The 26,059-nt window shown below is 41.9% G+C and carries 21 protein-coding genes and 1 pseudogene; 11 read left to right on the top strand and 11 right to left on the bottom strand.

Annotation, left to right across the window (positions count from 1 at the left end):
- Positions 1–741: 741 nt before the first annotated feature.
- The 3 genes from V7L29_RS28960 (at position 742) to V7L29_RS28970 (ending at position 5,076) form a co-directional block, all read left to right on the top strand.
- On the top strand, positions 742–1,545 hold the full coding sequence (locus V7L29_RS28960; RefSeq protein ID WP_334691876.1) for an Npun_F0296 family exosortase-dependent surface protein: 804 nt from the start codon (positions 742–744) through the stop codon (positions 1,543–1,545).
- Between the two features lie 488 nt (positions 1,546–2,033).
- A complete protein-coding gene (locus V7L29_RS28965) occupies positions 2,034–3,446 on the top strand; it encodes a folate/biopterin family MFS transporter (RefSeq protein WP_334737637.1) in 1,413 nt (470 codons plus the stop codon).
- 133 nt (positions 3,447–3,579) lie between these two features.
- Positions 3,580–5,076, top strand: coding sequence for a carotenoid oxygenase family protein (locus tag V7L29_RS28970; RefSeq protein WP_334691878.1), 1,497 nt, complete (start codon positions 3,580–3,582; stop codon positions 5,074–5,076).
- Positions 5,077–5,080: 4 nt separating this feature from the next.
- Here V7L29_RS28970 and V7L29_RS28975 read toward each other — a convergent pair whose 3' ends face one another.
- From V7L29_RS28975 to V7L29_RS29010, 8 genes and pseudogenes are all read right to left on the bottom strand, one after another.
- Entirely contained in the window at positions 5,081–6,238 is a 1,158-nt protein-coding gene (locus V7L29_RS28975; protein ID WP_334737638.1) for a universal stress protein, read from the bottom strand.
- Positions 6,239–6,263: 25 nt separating this feature from the next.
- Positions 6,264–6,599: a hypothetical protein gene (locus tag V7L29_RS28980; RefSeq protein ID WP_334737639.1), complete on the bottom strand. Its 336-nt coding sequence runs from the start codon at positions 6,597–6,599 to the stop codon at positions 6,264–6,266.
- A gap of 6 nt (positions 6,600–6,605) precedes the next feature.
- Positions 6,606–7,208 (bottom strand): K(+)-transporting ATPase subunit C, encoded by a 603-nt coding sequence (kdpC, locus tag V7L29_RS28985; RefSeq protein ID WP_334737640.1) that lies wholly within the window; start codon positions 7,206–7,208, stop codon positions 6,606–6,608.
- A gap of 61 nt (positions 7,209–7,269) precedes the next feature.
- Positions 7,270–7,407, bottom strand: a complete 138-nt coding sequence (locus V7L29_RS28990; protein WP_334689417.1) for a hypothetical protein — start codon at positions 7,405–7,407, stop codon at positions 7,270–7,272.
- Positions 7,408–7,561: 154 nt separating this feature from the next.
- Positions 7,562–9,667, bottom strand: coding sequence for a potassium-transporting ATPase subunit KdpB (gene kdpB / locus V7L29_RS28995; RefSeq protein ID WP_334737641.1), 2,106 nt, complete (start codon positions 9,665–9,667; stop codon positions 7,562–7,564).
- A 383-nt stretch (positions 9,668–10,050) separates the two neighbouring features.
- A complete protein-coding gene (kdpA, locus tag V7L29_RS29000; protein ID WP_334737642.1) occupies positions 10,051–11,736 on the bottom strand; it encodes a potassium-transporting ATPase subunit KdpA in 1,686 nt (561 codons plus the stop codon).
- A gap of 206 nt (positions 11,737–11,942) precedes the next feature.
- Positions 11,943–12,134, bottom strand: a pseudogene (locus V7L29_RS29005) (tyrosine-type recombinase/integrase); the annotation flags it as partial.
- A gap of 393 nt (positions 12,135–12,527) precedes the next feature.
- Positions 12,528–14,474, bottom strand: coding sequence for a calcium-binding protein (locus V7L29_RS29010; protein WP_334737643.1), 1,947 nt, complete (start codon positions 14,472–14,474; stop codon positions 12,528–12,530).
- 339 nt (positions 14,475–14,813) lie between these two features.
- Between V7L29_RS29010 and V7L29_RS29015 the strand changes: the two genes are divergently transcribed.
- The 3 genes from V7L29_RS29015 to V7L29_RS29025 all read left to right on the top strand — a co-directional run bounded on the left by V7L29_RS29015 (position 14,814) and on the right by V7L29_RS29025 (position 17,038).
- A complete protein-coding gene (locus V7L29_RS29015) occupies positions 14,814–15,068 on the top strand; it encodes a hypothetical protein (RefSeq protein ID WP_334737644.1) in 255 nt (84 codons plus the stop codon).
- Between the two features lie 121 nt (positions 15,069–15,189).
- Positions 15,190–16,287 carry a sensor histidine kinase gene (locus V7L29_RS29020; protein WP_334737645.1) on the top strand — a complete coding sequence of 366 codons (1,098 nt, stop codon included), beginning with the start codon at positions 15,190–15,192 and terminating at the stop codon, positions 16,285–16,287.
- Positions 16,288–16,363: 76 nt separating this feature from the next.
- A complete protein-coding gene (locus tag V7L29_RS29025; protein WP_334689409.1) occupies positions 16,364–17,038 on the top strand; it encodes a response regulator transcription factor in 675 nt (224 codons plus the stop codon).
- A gap of 265 nt (positions 17,039–17,303) precedes the next feature.
- On the opposite strand, the gene priA is transcribed toward V7L29_RS29025, so the two are convergent.
- The gene (priA, locus tag V7L29_RS29030) at positions 17,304–19,826 is read right to left on the bottom strand and encodes a primosomal protein N' (RefSeq protein ID WP_334737646.1); all 2,523 of its coding nucleotides are present in this window, start codon (positions 19,824–19,826) and stop codon (positions 17,304–17,306) included.
- Positions 19,827–20,624: 798 nt separating this feature from the next.
- Between priA and V7L29_RS29035 the strand changes: the two genes are divergently transcribed.
- Complete coding sequence (locus V7L29_RS29035) at positions 20,625–21,797, top strand: RpoD/SigA family RNA polymerase sigma factor (RefSeq protein ID WP_334689407.1); 1,173 nt, start codon at positions 20,625–20,627, stop codon at positions 21,795–21,797.
- Between the two features lie 79 nt (positions 21,798–21,876).
- On the opposite strand, the gene V7L29_RS29040 is transcribed toward V7L29_RS29035, so the two are convergent.
- Positions 21,877–22,038, bottom strand: a complete 162-nt coding sequence (locus V7L29_RS29040; RefSeq protein WP_334737647.1) for a hypothetical protein — start codon at positions 22,036–22,038, stop codon at positions 21,877–21,879.
- A gap of 234 nt (positions 22,039–22,272) precedes the next feature.
- On the opposite strand from V7L29_RS29040, the gene V7L29_RS29045 reads away from it, so the two are divergent.
- Positions 22,273–22,767: a GNAT family N-acetyltransferase gene (locus tag V7L29_RS29045; RefSeq protein ID WP_334737648.1), complete on the top strand. Its 495-nt coding sequence runs from the start codon at positions 22,273–22,275 to the stop codon at positions 22,765–22,767.
- Positions 22,768–23,103: 336 nt separating this feature from the next.
- Positions 23,104–23,439: a cytochrome c6 PetJ gene (gene petJ / locus V7L29_RS29050; RefSeq protein WP_334689405.1), complete on the top strand. Its 336-nt coding sequence runs from the start codon at positions 23,104–23,106 to the stop codon at positions 23,437–23,439.
- 217 nt (positions 23,440–23,656) lie between these two features.
- On the opposite strand, the gene V7L29_RS29055 is transcribed toward petJ, so the two are convergent.
- Positions 23,657–24,274, bottom strand: coding sequence for a Uma2 family endonuclease (locus V7L29_RS29055; protein WP_334737649.1), 618 nt, complete (start codon positions 24,272–24,274; stop codon positions 23,657–23,659).
- Positions 24,275–24,558: 284 nt separating this feature from the next.
- On the opposite strand from V7L29_RS29055, the gene V7L29_RS29060 reads away from it, so the two are divergent.
- A complete protein-coding gene (locus V7L29_RS29060) occupies positions 24,559–25,467 on the top strand; it encodes a hypothetical protein (RefSeq protein ID WP_334689403.1) in 909 nt (302 codons plus the stop codon).
- A 12-nt stretch (positions 25,468–25,479) separates the two neighbouring features.
- Entirely contained in the window at positions 25,480–26,046 is a 567-nt protein-coding gene (locus V7L29_RS29065; protein WP_334737650.1) for a hypothetical protein, read from the top strand.
- Positions 26,047–26,059 lie beyond the last annotated feature (13 nt).

Genomic DNA, 26,059 nt, shown 5'->3' on the forward strand with positions numbered 1-26,059 from the left:
TTTGCGATTGCTTCTCTACGAGACGCTCCGCGTAGCTTGCTTCTCCGAAGGAGTACGCTCCATTTCATTACGTACCCTGCGGGAACGCCAAGGGCGAACGCAATGACAAAATATGTTTTTACACATTTGGGATGCTCCCACTAGAGAAAGACGAATTTTGAGAGAAAGGATAAGAGCCAGATGACAGCTATCTATCAAAGAATATGGTTTTTCCTTGAAACAAAAAGAATAATTACGTTTGAAATTATCGTCATAAAACACGTTGACTAAAAATTACATTTGGAAGTTTAATTTCATTCAGCTTTGGCATTGTAAAGTTAATAATACAGTCAAATATAAATTATGTAATTATCTTCGATAAAAACCAAGGTAATCTTTATTATGAGCTTGGAAAAATATTTAACCAAGAAATAAGTACAGGTTTTCAAGGGATTGGCATAGCAGAATACCTCATGCCTTCTTTATCTAGAACATTATAAATATAAACTGCTTACAAATGACAAAATAGCACCTTTTCTAAATAAAGCTTGTTTACAATTTAGCACTGATAACTTCGCGCTTTCTACATAAAATAATAGACATCACAGAACATAATCTCAGTGATTTTTCTGTAAATTAAGTCCAATAACCTACACTTTCATCTAAGTATAATCAAATCGAAAAAGTAGTAATCACCCTGATGTTGGAATCTAGAAGCACATCGCACAATGAAGCATGAACACGAAAGATTTTAAAACGAAAATGAAAAGTCTTTTAATTAAGTCCGCGATCGCTTCTGGTGTCGTTTTGTCCTTAGCTACTGTTACCCGTCCTGTAATGGCTGCGTCTTTTGCAGTATCAATAGAAAACCCAGGCGTACAAAATGCACAATTATCAAATCTTGTTAATGCTCATGTACAAAACTTTGATGGACAAACACAAAGTTACAGTGCAACAGGCTTTCAATGGAATGATGGAACAACAAATATTGGTAGCTATCAGAAGACTCTGATCGAGAATGCAGATCAATATGGTGGTGCTGGTGGAACAGGCAAATATTTTGATGTAGATACGAGTAGATCAGGTAATGGTCAAACAGTTTCTACCCTAAATTTGACAACCCCACAAAGTTACTTTGGACTTTGGTGGTCTGCGGGAGATAGTAATAACGTACTTACATTTCTTTCACAAGGTAAGGTTGTACAAACTCTGACCACCGCTGATGTGGTTAGTTATATCGCCAAGCTACCAAATAAAGCCAGCTACTACGGTAATCCTAATTCGACATTCAAAAATCAGGATTCTGGAGAACCCTTTGCTTTCATCAACTTCTACGATGTTGGCGGAACTTTTGATCAGGTTCAATTCACCAATATTGGCGGAAGTGGTTTTGAATCAGATAATCACACCGTCGCCACTAGCTACAAGAGTATCACCGGTAATGTCGTTATAGCAGCAGTTCCTGAGTCTTCTTCTGTATTAGGAGTTTTTGTGATTGGTTTTGTGGGTGCTACTTCAGTTATGACTCGTCGAGTCAAGAAAAAGTCAGTTTTGCAATTGTCATAAGTGTAGCGGCTTGCAAACAAGACGATTTCTGGCTCACATTAAGGGTATTTTGCACTTCTAATGATAATTAAGGGAATATCACTCTTAAGCGATCGCCACTTTCATAGCATCGTCTTAAAGCAATCTTATTAAAGATACCAATTCTATATCAGTAAGATTTGCCTGATTTTCTCTATGCCTTACTCCCAGGCTCCACTTCGCGTAGCGTGCTATAGGCAGGATTTCAGAAGTTCCACTCAAGAGTCAACATTAAATACAAGTTAGGGCGAGCTTACTTAGGTAAACTCGCCCTAATTGTTTTGCCATTTATCTTATGAGCAGCCACTCTACAACACTTAGAGAATGCCTGGATTACCTACTGTTTCAGCTTACAAATGTCGGCATTACCCAGTTCACAGGCTTAACTTGGGATAGAGCTGCTCCTAAAGCCCAGGTCTGAAGAATCGTTATGATATAAAAGTAGATAAAATTTAAAAAATATTTATCGAATGGTGCTTCAATCATCTGGTTTGTCCAAGGTCAAAGACTCATTAACACAAAAAATCTTCTTAGGTAATGAACCTAATGCAGAGTTAATTGCAATTCTCACTGTTTACTTTGTTCAAGGAATTTTAGGGCTATCGCGTCTAGCCGTTAGTTTTTTCCTCAAAGATGAACTGCTGCTGAGTCCAGTCCAGGTGTCGGCGCTATTGGGAATTGTCTTCCTACCTTGGATGATCAAACCGGTGTTTGGTTTTATCTCTGATGGCTTGCCTATTTTTGGCTATCGTCGGCGTCCTTACTTGATTTTATCCGGGATACTGGGAACTGCTTCTTGGGTAAGTCTCGCCACAATAGTTCATACTAGCTGGGCAGCTACATTAGTGATCGCTCTTAGTTCTCTCTCTGTCGCCATGAGTGACGTAATAGTTGACTCGCTGGTTGTTGAACGAGCCAGAGGCGAATCGCAAGCGAAAGCCGGTTCATTACAATCTCTGTGCTGGGGTGCTTCTGCGATCGGAGGTTTGATAACAGCATACTTTAGCGGTCTGCTACTCCAATATTTTACTACCCGTACTGTCTTTGGAATTACCGCCTTATTCCCTCTCATCGTTTCAGGGGTAGCTTGGTTAATTGCTGAGTCCCCCGTTAGCCAAGATGCTCAAGATAGCGAGCAGACTAATTCTTTACCAATCAAACATCAACTGGGGCTGCTACGCCAAGCCATTAGCCAAAAAACAATTTGGCTACCAACGGCATTTATCTTCATCTGGCAAGCTACCCCAAATGCTGACTCAGCCTTTTTCTACTTCACTACCAACGAACTCCACTTTGAACCAGAATTTTTGGGACGGGTGCATTTGGTAACAAGTTTCGCTTCTTTAGCAGGTGTTTGGATTTTTCAACGTTTCCTCAAAAGCATCCCTTTTCGCGTGATTTTTACTTGGAGTACTGTCCTTTCGTCAATATTGGGGATGACGATGCTGTTGTTGGTGACTCACACAAACAGGCTATTGGGTATAGATGACCACTGGTTTAGTTTGGGTGATAGCCTGATTCTGACTGTGATGGGGAAAATTGCCTTTATGCAAGTGATGGTGCTAGCAGCAAGGCTTTGTCCTTCTGGTGTAGAAGCGACATTATTTGCCTTATTAATGTCAGTGTTTAATTCAGCAGGAAGCGTTTCTCATGCATTCGGGGCATTAATCACCTATTGGCTGGGGATCACTGCAACCAACTTTGAGTCACTTTGGCTGTTGGTGGTAATTACTAACCTCAGTACGCTGTTACCCCTACCATTTATCAATTGGCTACCTGCTGAGGAGCAAACTGAGACACCCAAAGATAACGAACAAGCGTTTTTGCCAGATTTGATGTCTGAGTTAGTACTGAGAGAACCAGAGTCGGAAATAGTGGATTAATGTAATAGATTAATGTAATAAATATCACATTTAATGAGTGAGTGCGCTGCCTTATCGTTGTAGTAAAGCTGCAAAGAAATTATTTGGAGCAGCTACATATTTTCGTGCAAAATAACAAGAAAAAACAAAGTATATGCATTTTAAAAGTCAAGAAAGCCCAGTTACAGAAAAATCCTACACTCGTGCAGACTGGCAAGGAGGATATCAATCTCTCACCCAAGAATTTGATTATTGGATTGATGATATAGAAGGACAAATTCCCAGAGAATTACAAGGTACGCTGTTTAGAAATGGCCCTGGTTTGCTAGATGTGAATGGGCAACGTCTTCATCACCCGTTTGATGGGGATGGGATGATTAGCAAAATTACCTTTACGAACGGTCGTGCCCATTTTCGCAATCGCTTTGTCCACACAACTGGCTATTTGGCAGAGCAAAAGGCAGGAAAAATTCTCTATCGCGGTACTTTTGGCACTCAAAAACCCGGCGGTTGGCTAGCTAATATCTTTGACTTCAAACTCAAAAATATTGCCAATACAAATGTTATCTATTGGGGTGGTAAACTGCTAGCACTGTGGGAAGGGGCTGAAGCACATCGCCTCGATCCTTACACTCTTGAAACCTTGGGTAATGAATATTTTAACGGTATTTTGTCAGCAGGTGAAGCTTTCGCTGCACATCCCCGCGTGGAAAAGAATTGTTACCAAGATGGGGGCGCACCTTGCCTGGTAAACTTCTCGATTAAACCAGGATTATCTACCACAATTACTATTTTCGAGCTAAACTCAGCAGGTAAAATTGTTAGACAGCACGCTTATAGTGTGCCAGGTTTCTGTTTCATCCACGATTTTGTCATTACTGCCAATTACTGCATCTTCTTTCAAAATCCTGTCACATTTAATCCCATACCTTTCGTCTTGGGAATACGTGCGGCGGGAGAATGTATCAAATTTCAGCCAAATCAGCCAACTCAAATTATAATTATTCCCCGCTTCCCCAAAGAAGGGCAAGAAAAGATAAAAATTCTGGAAACTCAGTCTGGTTTCGTCTTCCATCACATCAATGCTTTTGAGGTAGGAGAAGAAGTTTTGATTGACTCCATTTGCTACCAACATTTACCAGAAGTGCAACCCGAAAGCGATTTTCGACAAGTTGATTTTGAGACACTTTCACCTGGGAAACTCTGGCGATTTTGTCTAAATCTAAAGAATGGGAAGGTACGGCAGGAATTGATTGATGGGCGTTGTTGTGAATTTCCCAGCATACATCCGGCGAATGTGGGACACTCTTATCGATATCTATATATAGGTGCGGCTCATGCAAACACTGGTAATGCTCCCTTACAAGCATTGCTGAAAATTGATTTAGAGTCTGGAGAAAGACAACTTTGGAGTGCTGCACCCCGTGGTTTTGTAGGTGAACCGATTTTTGTCCCGCGCCCAGATTCCGAAAAGGAAGATGATGGTTGGGTATTAGCTTTGGTTTATGATGCTGCCCATCACCGCTCAGATTTGGTAATTTTGGATGCTAGTGATTTCTCTAAAGGAGCGATCGCTCGCCTACATCTCAAGCATCATATCCCCTATGGTTTGCATGGAAGCTTTACTTCTGAGGTTTTTATGAAAGTTTAATCCCCTATTTGGGTGAAATCATTTTTTCGCTGGCAATGATATGCAAATCGATGTTTTTGAGCAAGCGTACCAATTTTTGCGTCAAAGATCCTTTGAGGAGCATTTGCCAGCGCGATCGCTGACTTTCTCCAATTACAATTTGGGTGATCCGATATTTCTCGGCGACTTGGGCGATCGCATTGCCTACGTTACTGTTGGTAACACGAAGAAAAGTACCTTCAAATTCTTTACAAAGTTTCTCACAAGTGTGGATGTGTAAGCTTTCCTCTTTAGTGAGAAAGCGCTCTGAATCGGCAACAAACAAAGTATAAAGTGGGGCATTCATGTAGTTAGCTAGCCTCGCACCCCGGCGTAACAGCTGCACTGAGTTGGGATAGGTGGATACGCACACCAAAACCCGCTCGTGAATATTACAGAATTGCCCATTGGGGGTAGTAGCGATGGCATTTCCTTCCACGTTGTCTGCTACTTCCCGCAAAGCTAACTCCCGCAAAGCAATCAGGTTACGACGTTGGAAAAAGTTATCGAGGGATTGTTGGATTTTTTGCGGTGCGTAAATCTTGCCTTCTAATAACCGTTCTTGCAGGGTTTCCGGTGTGACATCTACTACTACTATTTCATCTGCTTCATCCATAATCCTGTCAGGAACCCGCTCACGGACTACCACACCTGTAATTCGGGCTACTAAGTCATTGAGACTTTCCAAATGCTGCACATTCATTGTGGAGTAGACATCAATACCTGCTGCCAAAACTATTTCTACATCTTCGTAGCGTTTTTCGCGTGGGGAACCAGGGACGTTGGTATGGGCAAGTTCATCGATTAAGACTAATTGGGGCGATCGCTTTAAAATAGCATCTGTATCCATATCCATTAGCGTCAACTCACCCCGAGGAAATTGCTTACGGGCTAAAATTTCCAGTCTCTCTGCCTTTTGGGCTGTTTCCTTGCGTCCGTGAGTTTCCAAAAGCCCAACGACGACATCAATTCCTTCCTGCTTGAGTGCATGTCCCTCTTCCAGCATTCGGTAGGTTTTGCCTACTCCAGGAGCCATGCCAATAAATATTTTATGCTTGCCCTGCCGTCGTACCGGATACAGCAAGTCACTTGCAGAATTTAAAGGTGCAGTGCCAGGCGAACTAGCATTACTATTATCTGACATTTCATTCTTAGTTTATATAGCAATCCTATTTCATCGTAAAACGGCGCTTTACCCATGCCCAATGCCCCATGACGCCAGTCGCCTCTCCGAAAGGAGACGCTACGCGTAGCTTGGTTCTCCGTAGGAGTACAAGTCGGGAAACCATAAAGGCAGTTCCTCCTGGGGAGACAGTGCGTTGGGCGGCGAGCCACTCTTGTTGCAACTGGCGTGGAAACCCCCTTTGAGCGACTGCCGACGCTCCTACGTCGCTCTCAGCGAACGCAAGAGCGTCTCGTTGGCGCAGCCTCTCGTAGAGAAGAGAAGCTATGCCGCAGGCTTTACGCTGCGCTAACACCACGGCGCTGGCTCCCCAATGCCCCATTTACATTTATTGATTTTGCTGACGATTAATTTCTTGCAAGTCAAGAGCATAATTCAATCGCAGAACATTGACTCCCGGTTCGCCAAAAATCCATAAAAATCTGCCATCAGTATACTTATTAATTAAACGTAGGATTTCATCTTCTTTTACTCCACGCGCACCAGCAACCCGCGTCAATTGTTGCCGTGCTGCTTTGAAAGAAATATGCGGATCTAAACCAGAGCCTGAAGTATAAATTATATCAGCTATCGGTTGAAGATTTTCGTCTCGCAACTGATTTGCCTGTTCTAAAATCCGCTTTAGTAGCTCTGGATTGCTTGCAGCGAGATTGCTGGCTCCAGATATGCCAGTTGGCTTGGCTTTTTTTCCTTGGCTATATCTAACAGTACTGGGACGAGGATGGAAATACCGATCAGATGTGAACACCTGACCAATCAAAGCCGAACCAATTGGTTGATTATTTAGATTCAACGTGATGCTACCGTTAGCTTGATAGGGCAAAAAAACTTGACCCACTACAAGGATTACCAGAGGATAGATGATTGCAGTCAACAACCAAAGCATTAGAGTTATGAAAATTGCTCTGATGGTTTCTCGAATAATAGCCATAAAAAGTTTTCCAATGACTCCTAGAATTTAATTTTTAATTTTTAATTTTTAATGACTTTGCTCACTTAGCAGGACGTTCCAGGGTGCTGTTAGCAACAACATAAACAACTGGGGCAACTGTCACATTCAAGCACAGCAAGATAAAAATAGCGAGTGGTAGGTAGGTGTTTTTACGCCATTGCGACCAAACAAAGGACATTGCCGAAGCAGTGCTGAGTGAAAACGATGTTTATTCATATTCTTCTTGTTCTGTCTCTCAACAGGTAAAAGTAAAAATAAAAAAGCTAAAAATGTTTATTATTTTACTTTGGTCAAGATGCGTTCGTTTCGCAGCGTCTCTATTTTTGCTGTCCTTAAGCCAAGCCTACAACTGTAATCAGCATATCTATTAACTTAATGGCGATAAACGGCGCAATCACCCCACCTAAGCCATAAATTAAGATATTGCGTTGGAGTAGTTGATTAGCTGTCAGCGGTCTAAACCGCACACCCTTTAATGCCAAGGGAATCAAAGCGGGAATAATCAAAGCATTATAAATCAGTGCTGATAGTACAGCAGAATTAGGGCTAGTCAAATTCATAATATTCAAGCTTTGCAGGTTAGCAGCAACAAATATCACTGGGATAATTGCAAAGTATTTAGCAATATCATTAGCGATAGAAAATGTCATCAATGCCCCACGAGTAATCAACAATTGTTTGCTAATGCTAATGATATCGATCAGCTTTGTGGGATCGGAGTCCAAATCGACCATGTTGGCGGCTTCTTTTGCAGCTTGTGTCCCTGTATTCATAGCGACGCCGACATGAGCTTGGGCTAATGCTGGAGCATCGTTAGTCCCATCTCCGGTCATGGCAACCAGTTTACCTGCTGCTTGTTCCTTTTTAATGACGCTGATTTTGTCTTCTGGTGTGGCTTCAGCAATGAAATCATCAACTCCAGCTTCTTTGGCAATGACAGAAGTTGTAATTCGGTTGTCTCCAGTCAACATGATGGTACGCACTCCTATCCGTCGCAGTTGCTCAAAGCGATCGCGGATACCAGGTTTAACAATATCTTTGAGATAAACAATCCCATAGATTTCATTATCTAAGCTGACTGCTAGGGGTGTACCTCCCAGGCGAGAAACTCGTTCGTAGCCAGCATCCAATTCTGGTGTATCGTATCCGTTCAGAGAACGGACAAATTCTTTAATGGCTTCTACTGCTCCCTTCCTGGCCTGATGTCCACCAGGCAAGTTCGTGCCACTCATGCGTGTTTTGGAGTCAAAATCGACTCCTTGTGCCTGACTGGAGTCAAAATCAAACCGTGCGCCTAAGTTTTCTGCCAGTCGGACAATGGATTTACCTTCTGGTGTATTGTCAAAGACACTAGCCGCCCACGCAACATTAGCAAGTTCCGACGTTGAATGACCGTTGATGGGAATAAACTCTTCCGCCAAGCGGTTGCCGAGGGTAATTGTACCTGTCTTGTCGAGAACTAAAATGTTAATATCACCACAGGCTTCAACTGCTTGTCCGGAAGTAGCAATGACGTTAAATTGGGCAACTCGATCCATACCAGCAATGCTGATGGTATTTAGTAAACCGCCAATCGTTGTCGGAATCAACGCCACTAACAGGGCAATCAAGATTGGCACGCTGACTGGACTGTTGACATAGTAGGCAAGGGCAGGCAAGGTTACCACGACTAACAAAAACACTAAGCTCAGAACTGCCAGCAATACTGTCAAGGCAATTTCATTAGGTGTTTTGCTGCGTTCTGCCCCTTCCACCAAGGCAATCATTCGGTGAATAAAGCCTTTGTCTGGGTCAGATGTGATACGGATAATTAGTTCATCTGAGATAATCCGCGTCCCACCTGTGACGGAACTGGCAACGTCGGAGCCTGATTCTTTTAATACTGGTGCAGATTCTCCAGTAATTGCCGATTCATCCACCGAGGCGACACCCATAATTACTTCGCCATCGGCGGGGATAATATCGCCAGCAAGGACGTAGATGGTATCATCTTGCTTGAGGCTGGTGGATGAAACTTCACTAATTGTGCCATCAAGAGCAAGTTTTTTAGCGATCGTCTCTGATTTTGTTGCTCGCAAAGCATCGGCTTGAGCTTTACCCCGCCCTTCTGCCATTGCTTCGGCAAAATTGGCAAACCAAACTGTAAAGAATAAAATCCCTGACAACAAGCCGTTGAAAAGTTGCGGGTTCTTTTGCAGGGCTGGGCCAAATAGGTTGGGATCAATTGTTAGCAATAGGGTGATAATTGTCCCCACCCAAACCACAAACATCACTGGGTTTTTGATTGCGTACTTAGGATTGAGTTTGACAAAAGCATCTTTAATTGCCCTTAAGTACAGCCACTTATTACTTGCCCTGGCCTTTTTACGTGCCTGACGGCGATCGCCAGGACGGAAATTTGGGCGTCTAGCTTTGAAGTTAGTTGCCACTTGATTCATAAATAAAGTTAGGAGTTAAAAGCGGAGCCGGAGACGCTCCGCCTTTGGTTAGGAGTAGTGCTCTCAAGGTTAGTCTTGTATTCATTACTAGCTCAGAACTCGGAAGTTGAGCCTCTGAACTTGGAAATTGAACCTCTGAACTCGGAAGTTGAACCTCTGAACTCGGAAGTTTCAAAATTCTAAAAGAACAAGTGAAGATTTTCTTTGAACGAATATGAAATTAAAGCTACATATCATGTTGACAGGGCTAGAGTTAGGAGTTATTAGGGACATTTCAATAAAAAAATTCCATCCTCTAAGATGCGTTACTAACGCACCCTACGAAACCGGATAATTTATTTTTTAGTATTCTCTTAATTGCAAACTCATAACTCATAACTCTACTAACTGCCAGATGCTAGTTTCAAACCCTCAGCTATGGGGCCTAAAGCTAGAACGGGAAAGAAAGTCAACACTCCCAAAACCAGTGTCACTCCAGCTGTGATACTAGTAAATACCAGAGAATCAGTTTTCAAGGTATCACGGGTTTCTTGTACTTGTTGTTTGCGAGACATTCCCTCAGCTAACAAAAGGATGGCAATCATCGGAATGTAGCGTCCTCCTATTAAACTAACTAAAGTACTCAAATTCCACCACAGGGTGTTATCCCTCAATCCCTCTAAGCCGGAGCCATTATTTGCAGCTGCTGAGACGTATTCATAAACTACTTGAGAAATACCGTGATTGCCAGGGTTACTAATTCCAGATAGGGAAATGGGGTAAGCCAAGGCGATCGCACTAGGAATCAAAACTAGAATTGGGTGAATCAACAGCACCACGCTGGCGAGGACGATTTCCCGCTTTTCAATTTTGCGTCCTAAAAACTCTGGGGTGCGTCCTCCCATTAGTCCAGTTAGGAACACTGTGAGAATTAAGTAAATAAATAAGTAAGCTGTTCCAGTTCCCTGACCACCCCAAATAACCTGAATAAACAAGTTGAAGAGAGTCGAAAATATTCCTTGCGGCATCAAAGAATCGTGCATCCCATTCACTGCACCAGACATAGTAGCAGTAGTCATCACTGCCCAAAACGCCGTTTGTGCCCAGCCAAATCGAACTTCTTTACCCTCTAAATTGGGCTGTTCAAATCCAAAGGCGTTATTAACAAGGGGATTACCTTGCAGTTCTCCCACGGTTGTTACCCCCACTAGAACTACAAAAATCACAAATACCATCCAGAAAAGCAACCAAGCTTGTTTGATATTGTTGACAAATATACCGTAAGTGTAAATCAAGGCTGCTGGTATAGAAATCATGGCGAGCATTTCTATCAAGTTAGAAGCGCCATTGGGATTTTCAAAGGGGTGAGCTGAGTTGACGCCAAAAAAGCCACCGCCGTTGTCGCCCAAAAGTTTAATCATCTCAAAGGATGCCACTGGGCCTCTGGCAAGATATTGCGTCCCGCCTTCTAAGGTTCTTATATCCAGAGTCTCTTTTAATGTTTGTGGTACACCTGTTACAAGTAAGGCGATCGCTCCAATAATCGAAATCGGCAGCAATATTCGCGTAATTCCACGGACAAGATCGACGTAAAAGTTTCCCAATTTTCTACCCGCCAACCCGCGAATAAAGGCAATTCCCACTGCTAACCCGGTGGCTGCGGAGGTGAACATCAAAAAGCCTAAAGCCGCTACCTGGCTAAAATAGCTTAAAGTTGTCTCACCAGCATAGTGTTGCTGGTCGGTATTCGTCACAAATGAAATGGTTGTGTGCAGCAATACATCCCAGGTAGGCGCACCGAAGCCGTTAGGATTCCAGGGTAAGAGTCTCTGAAAATATATCAGAAAATACACTGAAATAGCCATAATTAGGTTGCAACAGAGTACTGCTCGAATATACTGCCAACCCGTCATGTCATCTTTTCTCCGAACACCCGCAAGTATGAACATACTTCGCTCTATGGGGTTCATTAAAAAATCAAGTAGTGTTTTTTCTCCCAAAAAGACACTAGCTATGTATTTTCCGAATAATGGAGTGATTGCTATGACAATACACAGTGTTAAGCCAATTTGCAAAAAACCTTGTCCCATATATTTTGCGTTAAATTAAATTTAAGTGCTAGCAAGCCAATTTTTATAAATAACAGATTTTTAGGAATTTCCTATTTTCACTTATCACTATTTTCCAAATACTTGTTCAAGTTTTTGTTAAGAATATTTAATTTTTACTCTTAATTCATCTATTTCACTAGTTAGGATTATTTGTTTATACAATACATTTTCCAAGTTTGCAGAACTTACGCACTCAGATCCTCCATTGCATTGCTCCCTAACAACATCGACAACGCCGCTGCCGCCCCCAATACCTGATCGTCAGACACTTCTAAGTATCTCTCGAACTGCTCTAAATTCCGATGCCCTGAGATTTCCTGAATTACCCGCAGTGAGATACCAGCGTTACTCATCTGGGTTAAGGCAGTACGCCGAAAGCCTGCGATCTACAGTCTATAACGATTTGACCCCGATTAGTCAGAATTGCTTGAGTGAGATTAGCGTAGCTTGCCGCCGTAGGCATCGCCTCTATATATCTTCAATCACTGCATTAGGGGTGATCGTGGCATTTTGGGAAAATTGTACGTTAACCGCAAAGGCAATGGTCGCAAAATTGATTTAGAAATTGATTTGATTTCGCTTGTACCAGATGGTTTAGAAATTAATTAAAAGTTCTATTTAGTATTAATAAGTATAGAGTTCATTATAATATCTGTGCAAGAATGGCGATCGCTGATCAAAATGACTTGCATTGAGCAAACGAATGCGAGGTGCTGAAAATAACACCTCGCAACACATACTGCTTAGTAATGGTAAAACGCTAAAGACGATTAAACAACCACAAAATTGTTTTCGGTTAGTGACAATCCAGCAGTAACTAAAGCAAATTTTACTTGAGTAAACCCAGATGCGCTACCGTCTTTGTCAAAGAACAATGCACCTGTAATGTCGTTGTAGATAAATCGTTGAACGCTAGTGGTTGCAGATGTTCCGATAGTAAACTGATCCGCTTTGAGTGAAGGTGTTGACAGCTTGCCATCAAAACCATCAGCCGATACCTGAATCAGGTCATCAGTGGCATTGAAGTCATAAAGACTATCAATGCCTTCGTTGTAACTATTGAAAGCAAAGGTATCAGTACCATCCCCTCCATAGAGGGTATCATTGCCATCGCCCCCAGAGAGGAAGTTATTGCCTCTTGAACCGCTAGCAGTCAAGGTATCGTTACCTGTACCACCTTTGAGGGTATTATTGCCTGATGATTGACTGGTGTACTCAGTGTAATTACCTTCTTGTGAGAGAGAGAGAGAAATGTCTAGATAATCATCGCCATCGCCCCCAGAGAGCAGGTTATTGCCTGTTGAACCACTAGCATTCAAGGTATCGTTACCTGCACCACCTTTGAGGGTATTATTGCCAGATGAGAAATTGTAGTAGTAGAAGGGGCCGTCGCTGTAAAAGTAGGTTCTCAGGTAGCCAGACGCGGAAAGAGAATCATTGCCATCGCCTCCAGAGAGCAGATTATTGCCTGATGAAGAGTCAACATTTAAGCTATCGTCACCAGTACCACCATTGAGGGTATTTTTGCCAGATGAGCTACTGAGGTCAAAAGAATCATTGCCACCGTCCCCAGAGAGTAGATTATTGCCTGTTGAACTGCTAGCACTCAAGTTATCGTCACCAGTACCACCATTGAGGGTATTATTGCCCATACCACCAATGAGAGTATCATTCCCCGTACCACCCCTTAAAAGGTCGTTGCCATCGTCCCCAGAGAGCAGATTATTGCCTGTTGAACTGCTAGCACTCAAGTCATCGTCGCCAGTACCACCATTGAGAGTATTATTGCCCATACCACCAATGAGAGTATCATTCCCCATACCACCCCTTAAAAGGTCGTTGCCACTTTTGCCGTCAATGATGTCATTACCCCCCTGACCATTTATGACATCATCTGAGTTGTCAAAGCCGTTAACATTATTGTTGAGGTCGTTAAGGAAGGTGACTGTGTTCTTGTTGAAAATAATATTTTGCGTAGAGTTGGCATTGAAGACATCAAAGCTGTCCGTGATGCTAGTTTGCTCATAAAACAGAATATTGCCCAAATCTACACTGGCTCCTGTAGATAAGCTTAGGTTATCTAGGTTTTCTAAGGCAAAGTTTTGCAGGGTAACTAGGCCACCATCTACCCCTGCAAAGGTGATTTCTAGATCGTTGCCATTCTGGGTCAGCAGCAGATTTTGGGCAGTCAAGCCATAGCCCTGGAATGTTAAGGTGTCCACTTCGGCAATCACTGCTGCTGTGGGATTTGTTCCTTTACCTACTCCACCGAAATCGGTGATAGTATCACTCGTGTAGTGGTCTGAATCTTTGTATTGTTTGTAAATAAATTTATCCTTGCCACCGCCACCTGTGAGGATATTATCGCCATAGCCAGATGTGAGGATATCATTGCCATTACCACCGTTGAGGGTGTTATGGCCATATGAGTCAGATATGTCAAGAGAATCATTGCCATCGCCCCCAAAAAGCAGGTTATCGCTTTCGCTTTGTGAATTGTAACCACTCAAGGTATCGTCACCAGCGCCACCGTTAAGGGTGTTATCGCCATATGAGTAACTGAGGTCAAGAAAATCATTGCCATCGCCCCCAAAAAGCAGGTTATTGCCTGATGAATTGTAAACACTCAAGGTATCGTTGCCTGCAAGACCTTTAATAGTGTCATCGTCGCTGCCCACTAGAGTATCATTAGCGTTGGTTCCAATGATATCTGCCATAATTTTTACCTACCTAAATCGATTTTTTCAGTAACTTCAGTTGTCAATTTGTAGTTTGTGCTGTTTGAAGGCACAAATAACTTGGTTCAAAATTGACGTTTTCGGCATACTTCATCCGTTACCCTTAAGGAAAAGTAATATTTCTCGAAGATTCACCCAATACTGACTTGTATGTAGCACTGAATTTAACCTGTTAATATTTCTGTGATTCGGTTACAAAAATTGCCGTCATGAGGTTAAGTGCTGCATATTACGCGTTAGATATTATCATTTACCGTGTTCGTGCAAGAACGCCTTTACAACAAATTTATGTTTTCTTCATCGGAATGAAATATTTTGATGGGACTCAACAGAGTTCAAATTAATCTCATTAATCCCTATTTATTGAGCGGTAGGCGCGATCGCGCTGACAGCAGTATGCCCCAAATATATTTCAGGACTAGCCCTTTCAAGGTGGTGAAATTTGGACCGAAGGTTGGTTATTTCAACTTTCAAAAAGCCCAAAATCTGAGCGGAGGATTCAAGATGGTAGCGCTGAAACAACGTATCTTCGTTAGTCACCTTGAAAGGGCTAGTACAGCACGGCGCAAGTAAACCACCCATTCCAAATCAATGAAACGCTTATGCTGTATTAATTTTGAATTTTGAATTTTGAATTCCGCCTTGCGGTACTAGTCCTATAGTTATACAGATTTTTAGTAAATCATAAATGACGATGTTAAGTCGATTATTGACTATGAAAGAAGCTATAAATGAGCGTAGAAAGACATATGGGCTAATAGCGATCGCCTTTGCGATCGTGATAATACTGGAATATATAACACCACCTGAGTACGTATTTGGCTACCTCTACACAGGGACAATTTTGTTAGCAGATTCTCGACTGAATCGGGCAGCAGTATTGGGGATCACTCTGGCAGCTACAGGATTAACATTGTTGAATTTGTTTGTCCCAGGAGGAGAAATAATTCATTCCCCAACGTTGGCAAACAGGTTGATTGCAGTATTGGCGTTGTTGGTAACAGGTTGGTTAAGTGACCGCAACCACCGCAATGAAGAAGCGATCGCTTATACGCAAGCACAATTACGCTCCCAAGAACAACTAGCTATAATGCGTGAAGATTTTGTTTCTACCCTAACGCATGATTTGAAAACACCTCTATTAGGAGCAATTGAAACACTGAAATATTTACAAAATGAACAATTTGGTGAAATCACGCCAATGCAAGCAAAAGTCCTCCAAACAATGGCTCGTAGTCATCGGAGTACACTGCAATTAGTCCAAACTCTTTTAGATGTGTACCGCAATGATGCCGAAGGGCTGAAACTACAGATATCACCTGTTAACTTGGTAACTGTGGCGGAGGAGATCATCGCTACTTTAACTGAACTAGCGAGAACACGTCAGGTTTATATTTCTCTGCACTATGGCGAATCAGATTTTCGGAGCTTTCTTTGGGTAAATGGCGATTCTTTGCAACTTGGGCGAGTCTTTACTAATCTCCTGAGTAATGGCATTAACCATACCCCGCGTGGCGGTAAAGTGGAAGTAGTACTTGAAGGTTATTCTAGCGATCAAGTAGTAAAAATACTCGATACTGGTTCCGGCTTTACTGAAGAAGAGTTACCCCACTTATTTGAGAGGTTTTATCAAGGACATAGCGATCGCGACGTCTCAGGATCTGGACTAGGGCTTTATTTAACCAGGCAAATTATTGCTGCTCATAGGGGTACAATTTGGGCAGAGAATCGCTCACCACGAGGCGCACTGTTTGGTTTCCGACTCCCAGCTTGTCCACCACCGGGGAGTTGAAGAGTGGAGATAAGGGAGCAGGGAAGGCAGGGGGAGCAGAGGAGGCAGGGGAGAAATAGCCAATGACAAATGACCAATGACAAAAATCTTACTCGTTGAAGATGATGAATTGTTTCGGCTTGGTCTGCGGATGCGGTTACAACAAGAAACCAGTTTGGAGATTGTCGCAGAAGCAGAAGATGGGGAACAAGCTGTAGAATTAGCAAATCGCTATCCTCTGGATTTGGTCTTGTTGGATATAGGTTTACCGGGGATTGGCGGGATTGAGGCTTGTCGCCAAATCAAGCAAAAGCACCCAACTTTACCAATTCTAGTTTTAACGTCTCGTTCTGAAAAACCCTTGATTTCACGGTTAATTGCGGCTGGAGCGCAAGGTTACTGTCTCAAAGGTATTCCTGCTGAATCTCTAATATTGGCAGTGCGATCGGTTGCAGCAGGGGCTTCTTGGTGGGATCAAACAGCAACAACAGAAATTCGAGCCGCTTTTGAAGGCAATTCTATGGCGGTGCAGCCCGCAAAAACTGAGGAATCCTCAGAAAATCCCCTAACGAAGCGGGAGCAAGAAATTTTGGCACTGGTAGCAGCTGGCAAAAGCAATCAAGAAATTGCTGAGATTCTCTACATTGCCCCTGGTACAGTGCGGGTTCATGTCCATGCTATTTTGCAGAAACTAGAAGTACGCGATCGCACTCAAGCCGCAGTTTTAGCTATCCAAAAAGGATTGGTAGCACCAGAACTATTAATAAATTAATAAAGGAAGCGAGATTTCGTGTCTTTTTCAGGAACTGAAACTACTCTGAATATTGCTGCTAATGATTCAATTCAAGATTCAATTTCCACTAAGACCCCAACTTTAACTGAAGGTAATAGCGACGGGTCAAAGGTGATAGAAAAGTTGAAGCTAGCGAGACATTTTTTGTCAATCTCTATGGTGCAGCAAACTCCATATTTCCTGATAGACAATGAGTTGCTACTATCAGGAATGATGACTTTTAAAGGAGCGAAATTTTGTGTCTCTACATAATATTTAATGGGTCTACATCTATTGTCAAGCTAACAGACGGTGGACAAAGCGATCGCACTTCTTCCCAATCTGGCAATTGTGGCAATGCATCCGGGGCAAATTTAATCAATATTTGCCAGCGATAACGATTAGCTACTCGTAAAATACTCGCCGGTGCTGGCCCCAATATCTCGAATTCTTCTTGGGTACTCAAAGCTGTGGCGATAATTTGTGCCGTATTCTGCACTTGAATGGGATCGAGACTACTTAAGCGCAACAAAATTAACCGCCCATATGGGGGATAATTGAGTGCTTGGCGTTGTTCTAATTCAGTTTGAGAGAAAGACTGATAATCGTGCGATCGCACTGCTTCAATAACCTGATGCTCTGAGGTATAAGTCTGCACAATCACTCTACCCGGATCATCACCTCTACCAGCACGTCCAGCTACTTGAGTCAAGGTTTGAAATGCTCGTTCACTGGCGCGATAATCTGATAGATGCAGCAATCCATCGGCAGCAACGACGCCTACAAGTGTCACCTGGGGTAAATCCAAACCTTTGGTGAGCATTTGCGTACCTACTAATAAATGCGCTTCGCCGTTGGCAAACTGGGTGAGTAGGGTACGGTGTGAGCCTTTGTTGCGGGTAGTATCGCTATCAAAGCGAATCAAGCGCAACTCTGGGAATTGTCGCGCTAATTCTTGCGCCACTCGTTGAGTACCACTACCGAAAAATTTTAGGTAAGGGGAACTACAATCGGGGCAGAATTTGGGATGCGATCGCGCATAGTTACAATAATGACAGCGCAATAATTCTGGGGCTTTTTCTTCGGTGTGGTGATATGCCAGCGACACGTCACAGTGCGGACATTCCAACACATATCCACAACTGCGGCAAGATACAAAGGTACTGTGTCCCCGGCGATGGATAAATAAAATCCCCTGTTGTTTTCTCTCTTGCAACTGTTGCAAAGCTTCTTGCAGCGATCTACTAAATATAGAACGATTTCCCTGCTGCAACTCTTGTCGCATATCGACTATTTCCACTGGTGGTAGAGGGCGGGAATTGATGCGTTCGGGCAAACTTAAGTAATAACTCCTAGCTCCTTCCTCCTTGCTCTTTATACTTACCCAACTTTCTAACGAAGGGGTAGCGGAACCTAACACCAAAGGACAATTTTCTAACTCTGCTCGCCACTGGGCGACGGTGCGAGCGTGGTAGGTGGGGATGGGGGAGTCTTGCTTAAAGCTGCTGTCGTGTTCTTCATCTAAAATAATTAAACCCAAGTTGGGCAAAGGGGCAAAAACGGCGCTGCGAGTACCAATCACAACTTGGGGTTCTCCAGTGAGCATTTGTCGCCAAGTGTCGTAACGTTCACCATCAGAAAGGGCGCTGTGATAAACGCTGACTTTATTGCCAAAGCGGGCGCGAAAACGGTCAGTTAACTGGGGTGTGAGTCCAATTTCTGGGACTAAGACAAGGGCGGATTTGCCTTGATTGAGGAGGGGTGCGATCGCTTGCAAATATACTTCGGTTTTTCCCGAACCTGTCACCCCATGCAACAAAACTTGAGCAAATCCATCTAGTGTCTGGATTGTTTCTAAGGCGCTAGTTTGGGCAGCAGTTAAGGATTTAGCACCATCGCCTACTAATGCTGGGCCTTGTTCTGTTCGCAATACTTCCCGTTCTTCGATGACGATGTAACCCTTTTGTGCCAACGTCTTGAGGATAGAGGAACTAGCATTGCAAATTTGCAGTAATTCATTTTGCCACAACTCCCCACTACGCCGCCGTAGTACTTCCAAAATCTCTCTTTGGCGAGTAGTTAAGTCGTGGTCGATTGTACCTATGAGTGTGACTGCTTTTTGCAGCTTTGGTCGAGTCAGTCGTGGCGGTTCTAAGTAGCTTTCTACTAAACCGAATCGCAACAACTCGCGAATTCCCCGATAAGCAGATTTGACTTTTTGTTGGAGGTAGACGAAACTATAGTCTCCCGCCGGCTGCGCTTGTAAAAGTTCCCAAATTTGCCGCGCAGTTGGAGTTAGGAAAGCTGAAGGATTGACAGATGCAAGTAAATAATTACTCCCCTCTGCCTCCCTGCCTTTTATGATCCGGATACGACGCTGCGATCGCCCCAGCAACCCTGGTGGGAGAGCAACCCGGATTACTTGAATCAGGGGCGTATAGTAATATGCAGCAACTCGATTGAGTAATTCCCAATAAGCACTTGGGAAAAATCCAACGCTGACTATATCTTCTACTTCCCGGATTTTTTCTGGTGGTAAATCGACATTTGGTTTTGCCAGTAACCGAATAGCGATCGCTCCTAATTGTTGTGCCCCAAATGGCACGCTCAAAATATCCCCTGGTTTTATTTCTAACTGGGCTGGCAATCGATAAATAAATAGTCCTGTACTTCCTGGACAGTCTACCAATACTTCAACCCACCTATTAAGAGTTGCACCTGACTGGTATGATTCACTAGCTTGGGCCACCACTAAAGGAGATAAATTTACGTCATTAATAATATACATAGTTACTGACTTTATCGTTAGAGATTTTCTTCACATTGCTGGTCAAAATTAAATTAACTAAATAAACTCTAATTTTTTGCTTTCTTCAATTTAAATAGTATTTCTCAATACTGTTATCATTCATAATACTTGATAAGTTTCCTCTTATGTAATCTACTAGACAAATTCGTATCAACTATACATGCAATAAATATTTGGTGCCCACTATACAAATAAAAGCATGTCGGCTCTTGCTGCAATAGTTGCTCTATCTACTAAATAGGGAGTAGCCTTTTTCCGCCTATCGGTAGATATTCAACCCTTTCTGCATATGAGATGCTTTTATACAAGTAAGATCATGCCGAAATTAAGCTGCCATTATTGTAATTTATCTTATCTGGGGAACTTTAAATCGGGAATGCATAACCCCAGCACCAGGTTTTCAATTTATCCAGTGATTTCCAACGCCTAAACATTAAAACTATTTAGAAAAATATATGAAAGTTTAAGAAATTTGGATAGTTAGCTAAGATTTTTAAATTTGTTAAGTTTGAGAAAGTTTGAGGGGGTTTGACATATTTGATAATTCCGAAAAAAATAAAGAATATATCTCTTGTGAACCTGAGAAGAGAGTTTTGTTGGGTGCTAAGGTCAGTTTTGTTATAGGTTGTATATAACCGTAACCCATAGATGTTAGGTAGATGCCAATTTTTATTACTGTAGAAAAATTAGCATCAGCCTGTATTTTACTATATAAACGGGTGCATTCATCCCTTAGGGAAAACTACCAAGCCTCAAATGAGTAGCTGTAACTAAATTATGTACCAAACAAAGCAACAATCCCTAAAGGAAACTATGAATATTGCTGAATTGGGAAAAATGGAAATACTGGAGAATACTGCTGATAGCGAAGAACCATCACTTGATAGTTTAGATGCAGTGGCGGAGGAAGAGTCTCCAATTGTAGTAGAAAATCTGGAATCAGACGAACGGGATGGAGATGAGATGGCGGCGGCTCGTCCTTCGGGATACAATAAAACCGAACATGATGATGCTGTAGGCGCGTTTTTTAAAGAAATGGCGCGTTATCCGCTGTTAAAAGCTGATGAAGAGGTAGAGTTAGCGCGGCGAGTCAGGTTTATAGAGGAAATTAGGGAATTACAAGCTGCCTTACACTTAAAACTTGGACAAGAACCTAGCAAACTAGAAGTGGCTTCTGAGCTAGAAATGACGGAAAAGCAATTAGAAAGTCGCTTGTATCAAGGTAGAGTAGCGAAACGCAAAATGATTCGCTCGAACCTGAGATTGGTAGTTTCTATTGCGAAGCGATATCTGAATCGGGGAGTGCCTTTTCTGGATTTAATTCAGGAAGGAGCAATGGGTTTAAATCGCGCTACAGAAAAGTTTGATCCAGATAAAGGATATAAGTTTTCTACTTACGCCTATTGGTGGATTAGACAAGCGATTACCAGAGCTATAGCTAACGATGCGCGGACAATTCGGCTACCTATTCATATTGTTGAAAAGCTTAACAAGCTGAAAAAAGCTCAACGGGAACTCAAGCAAAAACTCTGCCGTAATCCCACCGAAGGTGAAATGGCAGAAACTTTGGAAATTAGTGTGCAACAACTGCGCCAACTACAACAACTAAGGCGTCAAGCACTTTCTCTCAATCACCGCGTTGGTAAAGAAGAAGACACGGAATTGATGGATTTGCTAGAAGATGAAGATAACCTGTCTCCAGAAGCAAAAATGAATGAAAACATGATGCGTCAGGAGATTTGGGAAGTCTTGGGTGACGTGTTAACTCCACGCGAGAAAGATGTGATTTCTCTGCGTTATGGATTGACAACTAGCGAACCCTGTACCTTAGAAGAAGTTGGCAACATGTTCAATCTTTCTCGTGAGCGAGTGCGACAAATTCAAAGCAAAGCCATGCGGAAATTGCGGCGTCCCCACATAGCCAAACGTTTAAAAGGTTGGTTGATTTAATTACATTGATGAAGATAGAGATGCAATACCTGACCTAATTAGCTCCATTAACGAACATCGATAAAATAAAGTGCAAAACTTAAATTTCGTAGGGGAGCCAGTGCGTTGCAGAGGTTTCCTTCTGTAGGCGACTGGTGTTAGCGTCAACGTTAACGACAATAGGAGCGTCACCCGTACCCTTAGAGGAAAGCAAGCTACGCGCAGCGTCTCTGACAGGAGAAGGGTATTGTGTTACGGACATATGTCCTAACGCACCTAAAATTCAGGATGGTGCGTTACGCTACGCGATAATATACCCTACAAAAATTGGTCTTTGTTAAATCCACATTCCTAACGAATTTAGAAAGCTTCATCTACTGCTAGTTGCAAAAACTGGGCGTTTTGTACCTTCTTTCGGCTTGCGTTTAGTCATTAATCAAAAAAACTTGCACAGTTGCCTATAGACTATGGACTATGAACTATGGACTATAGACTAATGACTTCGCCTAGCAATTTGATTGTACGTTTTGCCCAACCAGCTGATTGCAGTATATTGTTTAAATTAATTCAGGGGCTTGCAGAGTATGAAAAATTATCTCACGCTATTACTGGTAATGCTCTGTCACTTAAGGAGCATTTATTTGGTTCACGGACGTATGTAGAGGCAATCTTAGCTGAATCTGCGGGTCAAGCTGTTGGTTTTGCCCTATTTTTTCATAATTATTCAACATTTCTAACTAAGCCAGGAATTTATCTGGAAGATTTATTTGTTTTACCAGAATATCGTAGGCAAGGTATTGGTAAAGCTCTGCTTACTAAAGTAGCCCAGATAGCTGTAGAACGTAATTGTGGACGATTAGAGTGGAGTGTGTTGGATTGGAACGAATCAGCCCAAGCATTCCACCTTAGTATGGGAGCATCTATATTAGATGATTGGCGAATTTGTCGTGTTACAGAAGATGCGCTTATTCAGTTAGGGACTGTCAACTAAATAACAAAGATGAAGTATAAAGGATGAAACAAGACAATTTTTATCTTTAATATTTCATCCTTAAATTATTCTCATTTATTGGTTATAAATTATTCAACCCGACTTAAATTTTTATTTTAATCATCAGTGTAGATGCATACTCCTGCAAAGAAACAAGCTACGCGTAGTGTCTCGACATCGCTCCGTACTCACAACTCTAAATCTCCAAATCTGAACATTCAAAATTAAAAAAAGTTTAGGGTTAAGTTTGACAGCTTGTCATTTGACTATGGCAGCGGCTCAACTGACAATTATGGAGGATATTGCACCGAATAAGCCGTTCAGAGAAAACACGAAATGAAAAAAATTATTACAATAATGCTGTTAGGCATAGCAATTTTCACCTTTGCCTTCAGTAGTACAGCATTGGCAGCAGATGCTGTTAGTGGAGCTAAAGTATTTAGTGCCAATTGTGCCTCTTGTCATGCGGGAGGTAAGAATTTGGTTCAAGCGCAAAAAAACCTGAAGAAAGATGCTTTGGAAAAGTATGGTTTGTACTCAGCAGAGGCGATTATTGCCCAAGTTACAAAAGGTAAAAATGCCATGCCTGCCTTCGGCAAACGTTTGAAACCTAACCAAATTGAAGATGTAGCAGATTATGTGCTTTCACAAGCAGATAAGGACTGGAAGTAGACTAAAATCTCACTTCAAGAATTAACAATTTGCGGGGCTTTTTGTCCCGCTAATTTTAGGGTTGCCAAAATTGTCAAGTAGGATGGTTAGAGAGCATCACAATTTTGCCAAAAGACACAGGATACAAAAAAACTTTAGATTTACTGAAGAGTTTGCGACAACAAATTTCATTTGCAACTGAAATCGCTCTTTTTTAATACTGTAAGGGTTATGCAGGCTATTCACCAGCTTTAAAAATCTGTTCGGCGGTTAAATTTAACTCTGGTAAAGTAGGTGAGATAATGCGATCGCTACCTTGAAACTGGCTAACTTGGTATTCTCCCTCAATTAAAGTGTAGAGCGAGACAGTTGGTTGTTTGGGATTGCCAATAAACCGTCTACCGCCGAAAGCAGCATAGTCTACAATCCAGTATTCTGGGATGCCTACGGCCTCATAGTCAGCAGCTTTTTTTAAATAATCATCACGCCAATTGCTACTCACTACCTCAACTACTAAGGGGATTGATTCTGCTTGGCTTACAGTAGATTCTTTTTTCCACAGAGGTTCGTTTACTAAATTAAGAAGATTTAATATCAGCACATCTGGTGAGTAAGCCGATTCACTTTCAAGCGGTTTTACTAATACTGTTTTCGGGATGCCATAGGGTAGGCTGATGCGACTATATTCTAGAATAAATTTTTGGACTAAAAATAAGATAATCTGTTCATGATCGCCTGTTGGTTGGGACATTTCGACTATTATTCCATCATGCAATTCATAACGTTTTCCTGTGTTGTCAGGATATTTAGCAACGAATTCATCGAATGTAACTAGTTTGCGTAAGGTTTGAATCATAAATTATTGCCTTATATTCTGCCTGTGAAGCTTCCAGTTTTATCAATGCTAACGTAATTGTAATTCCTACATATAGCGCTTCTCAGTTGATTTCAATACAAACCTAACAAGAACAGCCCCTTTCCTGCAAAGGAAGGAGAGTAAGCCTCAAAGCCTCTCTCCTTTTAAGAGAGAGGTCAGATCATATTACCAGTAGAACCGAGATCACACTTCAATAAGTTTATCTCGGCTAAACTGAATACTTATACTTAAATCTAACAAATGCTTACATAGGAATAGAAATTATGACAATGAGGAGAGCAGATCGCAGAGATTCTAATCATGACAACGCTGTCAATAATCCTCGCTCACGGCAGAAAGAACCAGCTTCTTATCATGAGCTTAAACTTTCATTGATGACTGTTCGCGCCAATCTTGAGGAGGCGCGAAAACTTGCGAAAGAAAATGAGGAAGCTGCATCTGAACGCGATGAATGGCAACAACGTGCCAAAGAATATCAAGAAGCTGCATCCCAACTAGTTCATGTTCAGCAAGAGATTCAAACTTATCAAATCGAGGCTAATGAGCTAAAAGAGCGTATTACTCAAAATTATCGCTTCTATGTTGATGAGCAAGAAAATCATCAAAAGACGCTCTACCTTTACAACGAAGAAAAAGCGAAAATATCCCAGCTAGTTCATGTTCACCAGCAAGAGATTCAAACTTATCAAATCGAAGCTAATGAGCTAAAAGAGCGAGTCACTCAAAATTATCAGTTTTATGTTAATGAACAACAAAGTCATCAACAAACACTTTGCCTTTACAACGAAGAAAAAGTGAGAGCAACTGAATTGCTTACCAAATATGATGCAGCCAACTCTGAACGAGAAATGTATTTGACTTTATACAATGAGGCTAAAGCAGAACTCAAATATGAGCGTCGTTCCAAAGCTAGTATTAAGGGATGGGAAACTCGTCGGAAAGCCGAGAATGAAAAACTAAAACGAGAAATTGCTCAGATGGTTGTGCTACTGCATGACTCTTTAGCAAGTAAGGATGAAGCAGTAAATAATCTTTACGTTGTAGCAGAGCGTATGGATCGGATTCAATCTCTAGTTGATTCGGTGGAAGAAGAAACAACTAATAATCCTATGGGTTTAGTACAAAAATTTAAACGCATCTGGCTGGCAATTAAAGATATACTTTCTGAATAAACAAGCATATCCATGAACAAAAAATCACTACCAACCACGCAAAAAAAAGGTAAAGCGAGGTTGGGAGATCAAATTCGCAGTATTGCCGATCGCCTTAAACAAGAGACTGATGTACAGATACAAGCAACTTCTCGGATTTTAGGGGCTGCTGCTCAAATTGCCGAAAATCATGACCGACTTATTAATGAAGTAGTTGATCTGGTTGAGTCAGACCTTAATTTAGAGAAACAGGTATCTCAGAAGCATATTTATAATGTTGATATTTTGAAGCAACAGTTTAAAACATTACGGGATGCAAAGGTTCACTTTAACCTGAAAGTTAGTAGTTGGGAATCACTAGTTAATAAATTAAATGCTGCATATTCCCAAACAACCATAATACAGAATAAACCTCAATCAAATCAGGTTTTGACAGACAATCATGTCAAAAAAAGTGAAGTCCCTTACAAGAATATTGAAAAATTGACAGTTTTTTTAGAACCTGATGTTGCAGAAATGTTTCCCAATTCGGAAGCAGTAAATGAAGGTCTGCGTTTTCTAATTAGAGTTACGAGTAAAAATCATTCCGCGTCTCTGTAGGTGCAGCAAAAAT

Source organism: Nostoc sp. (assembly GCF_036916575.1).
In the GTDB taxonomy this organism is placed as follows: Bacteria; Cyanobacteriota; Cyanobacteriia; order Cyanobacteriales; family Nostocaceae; genus Nostoc.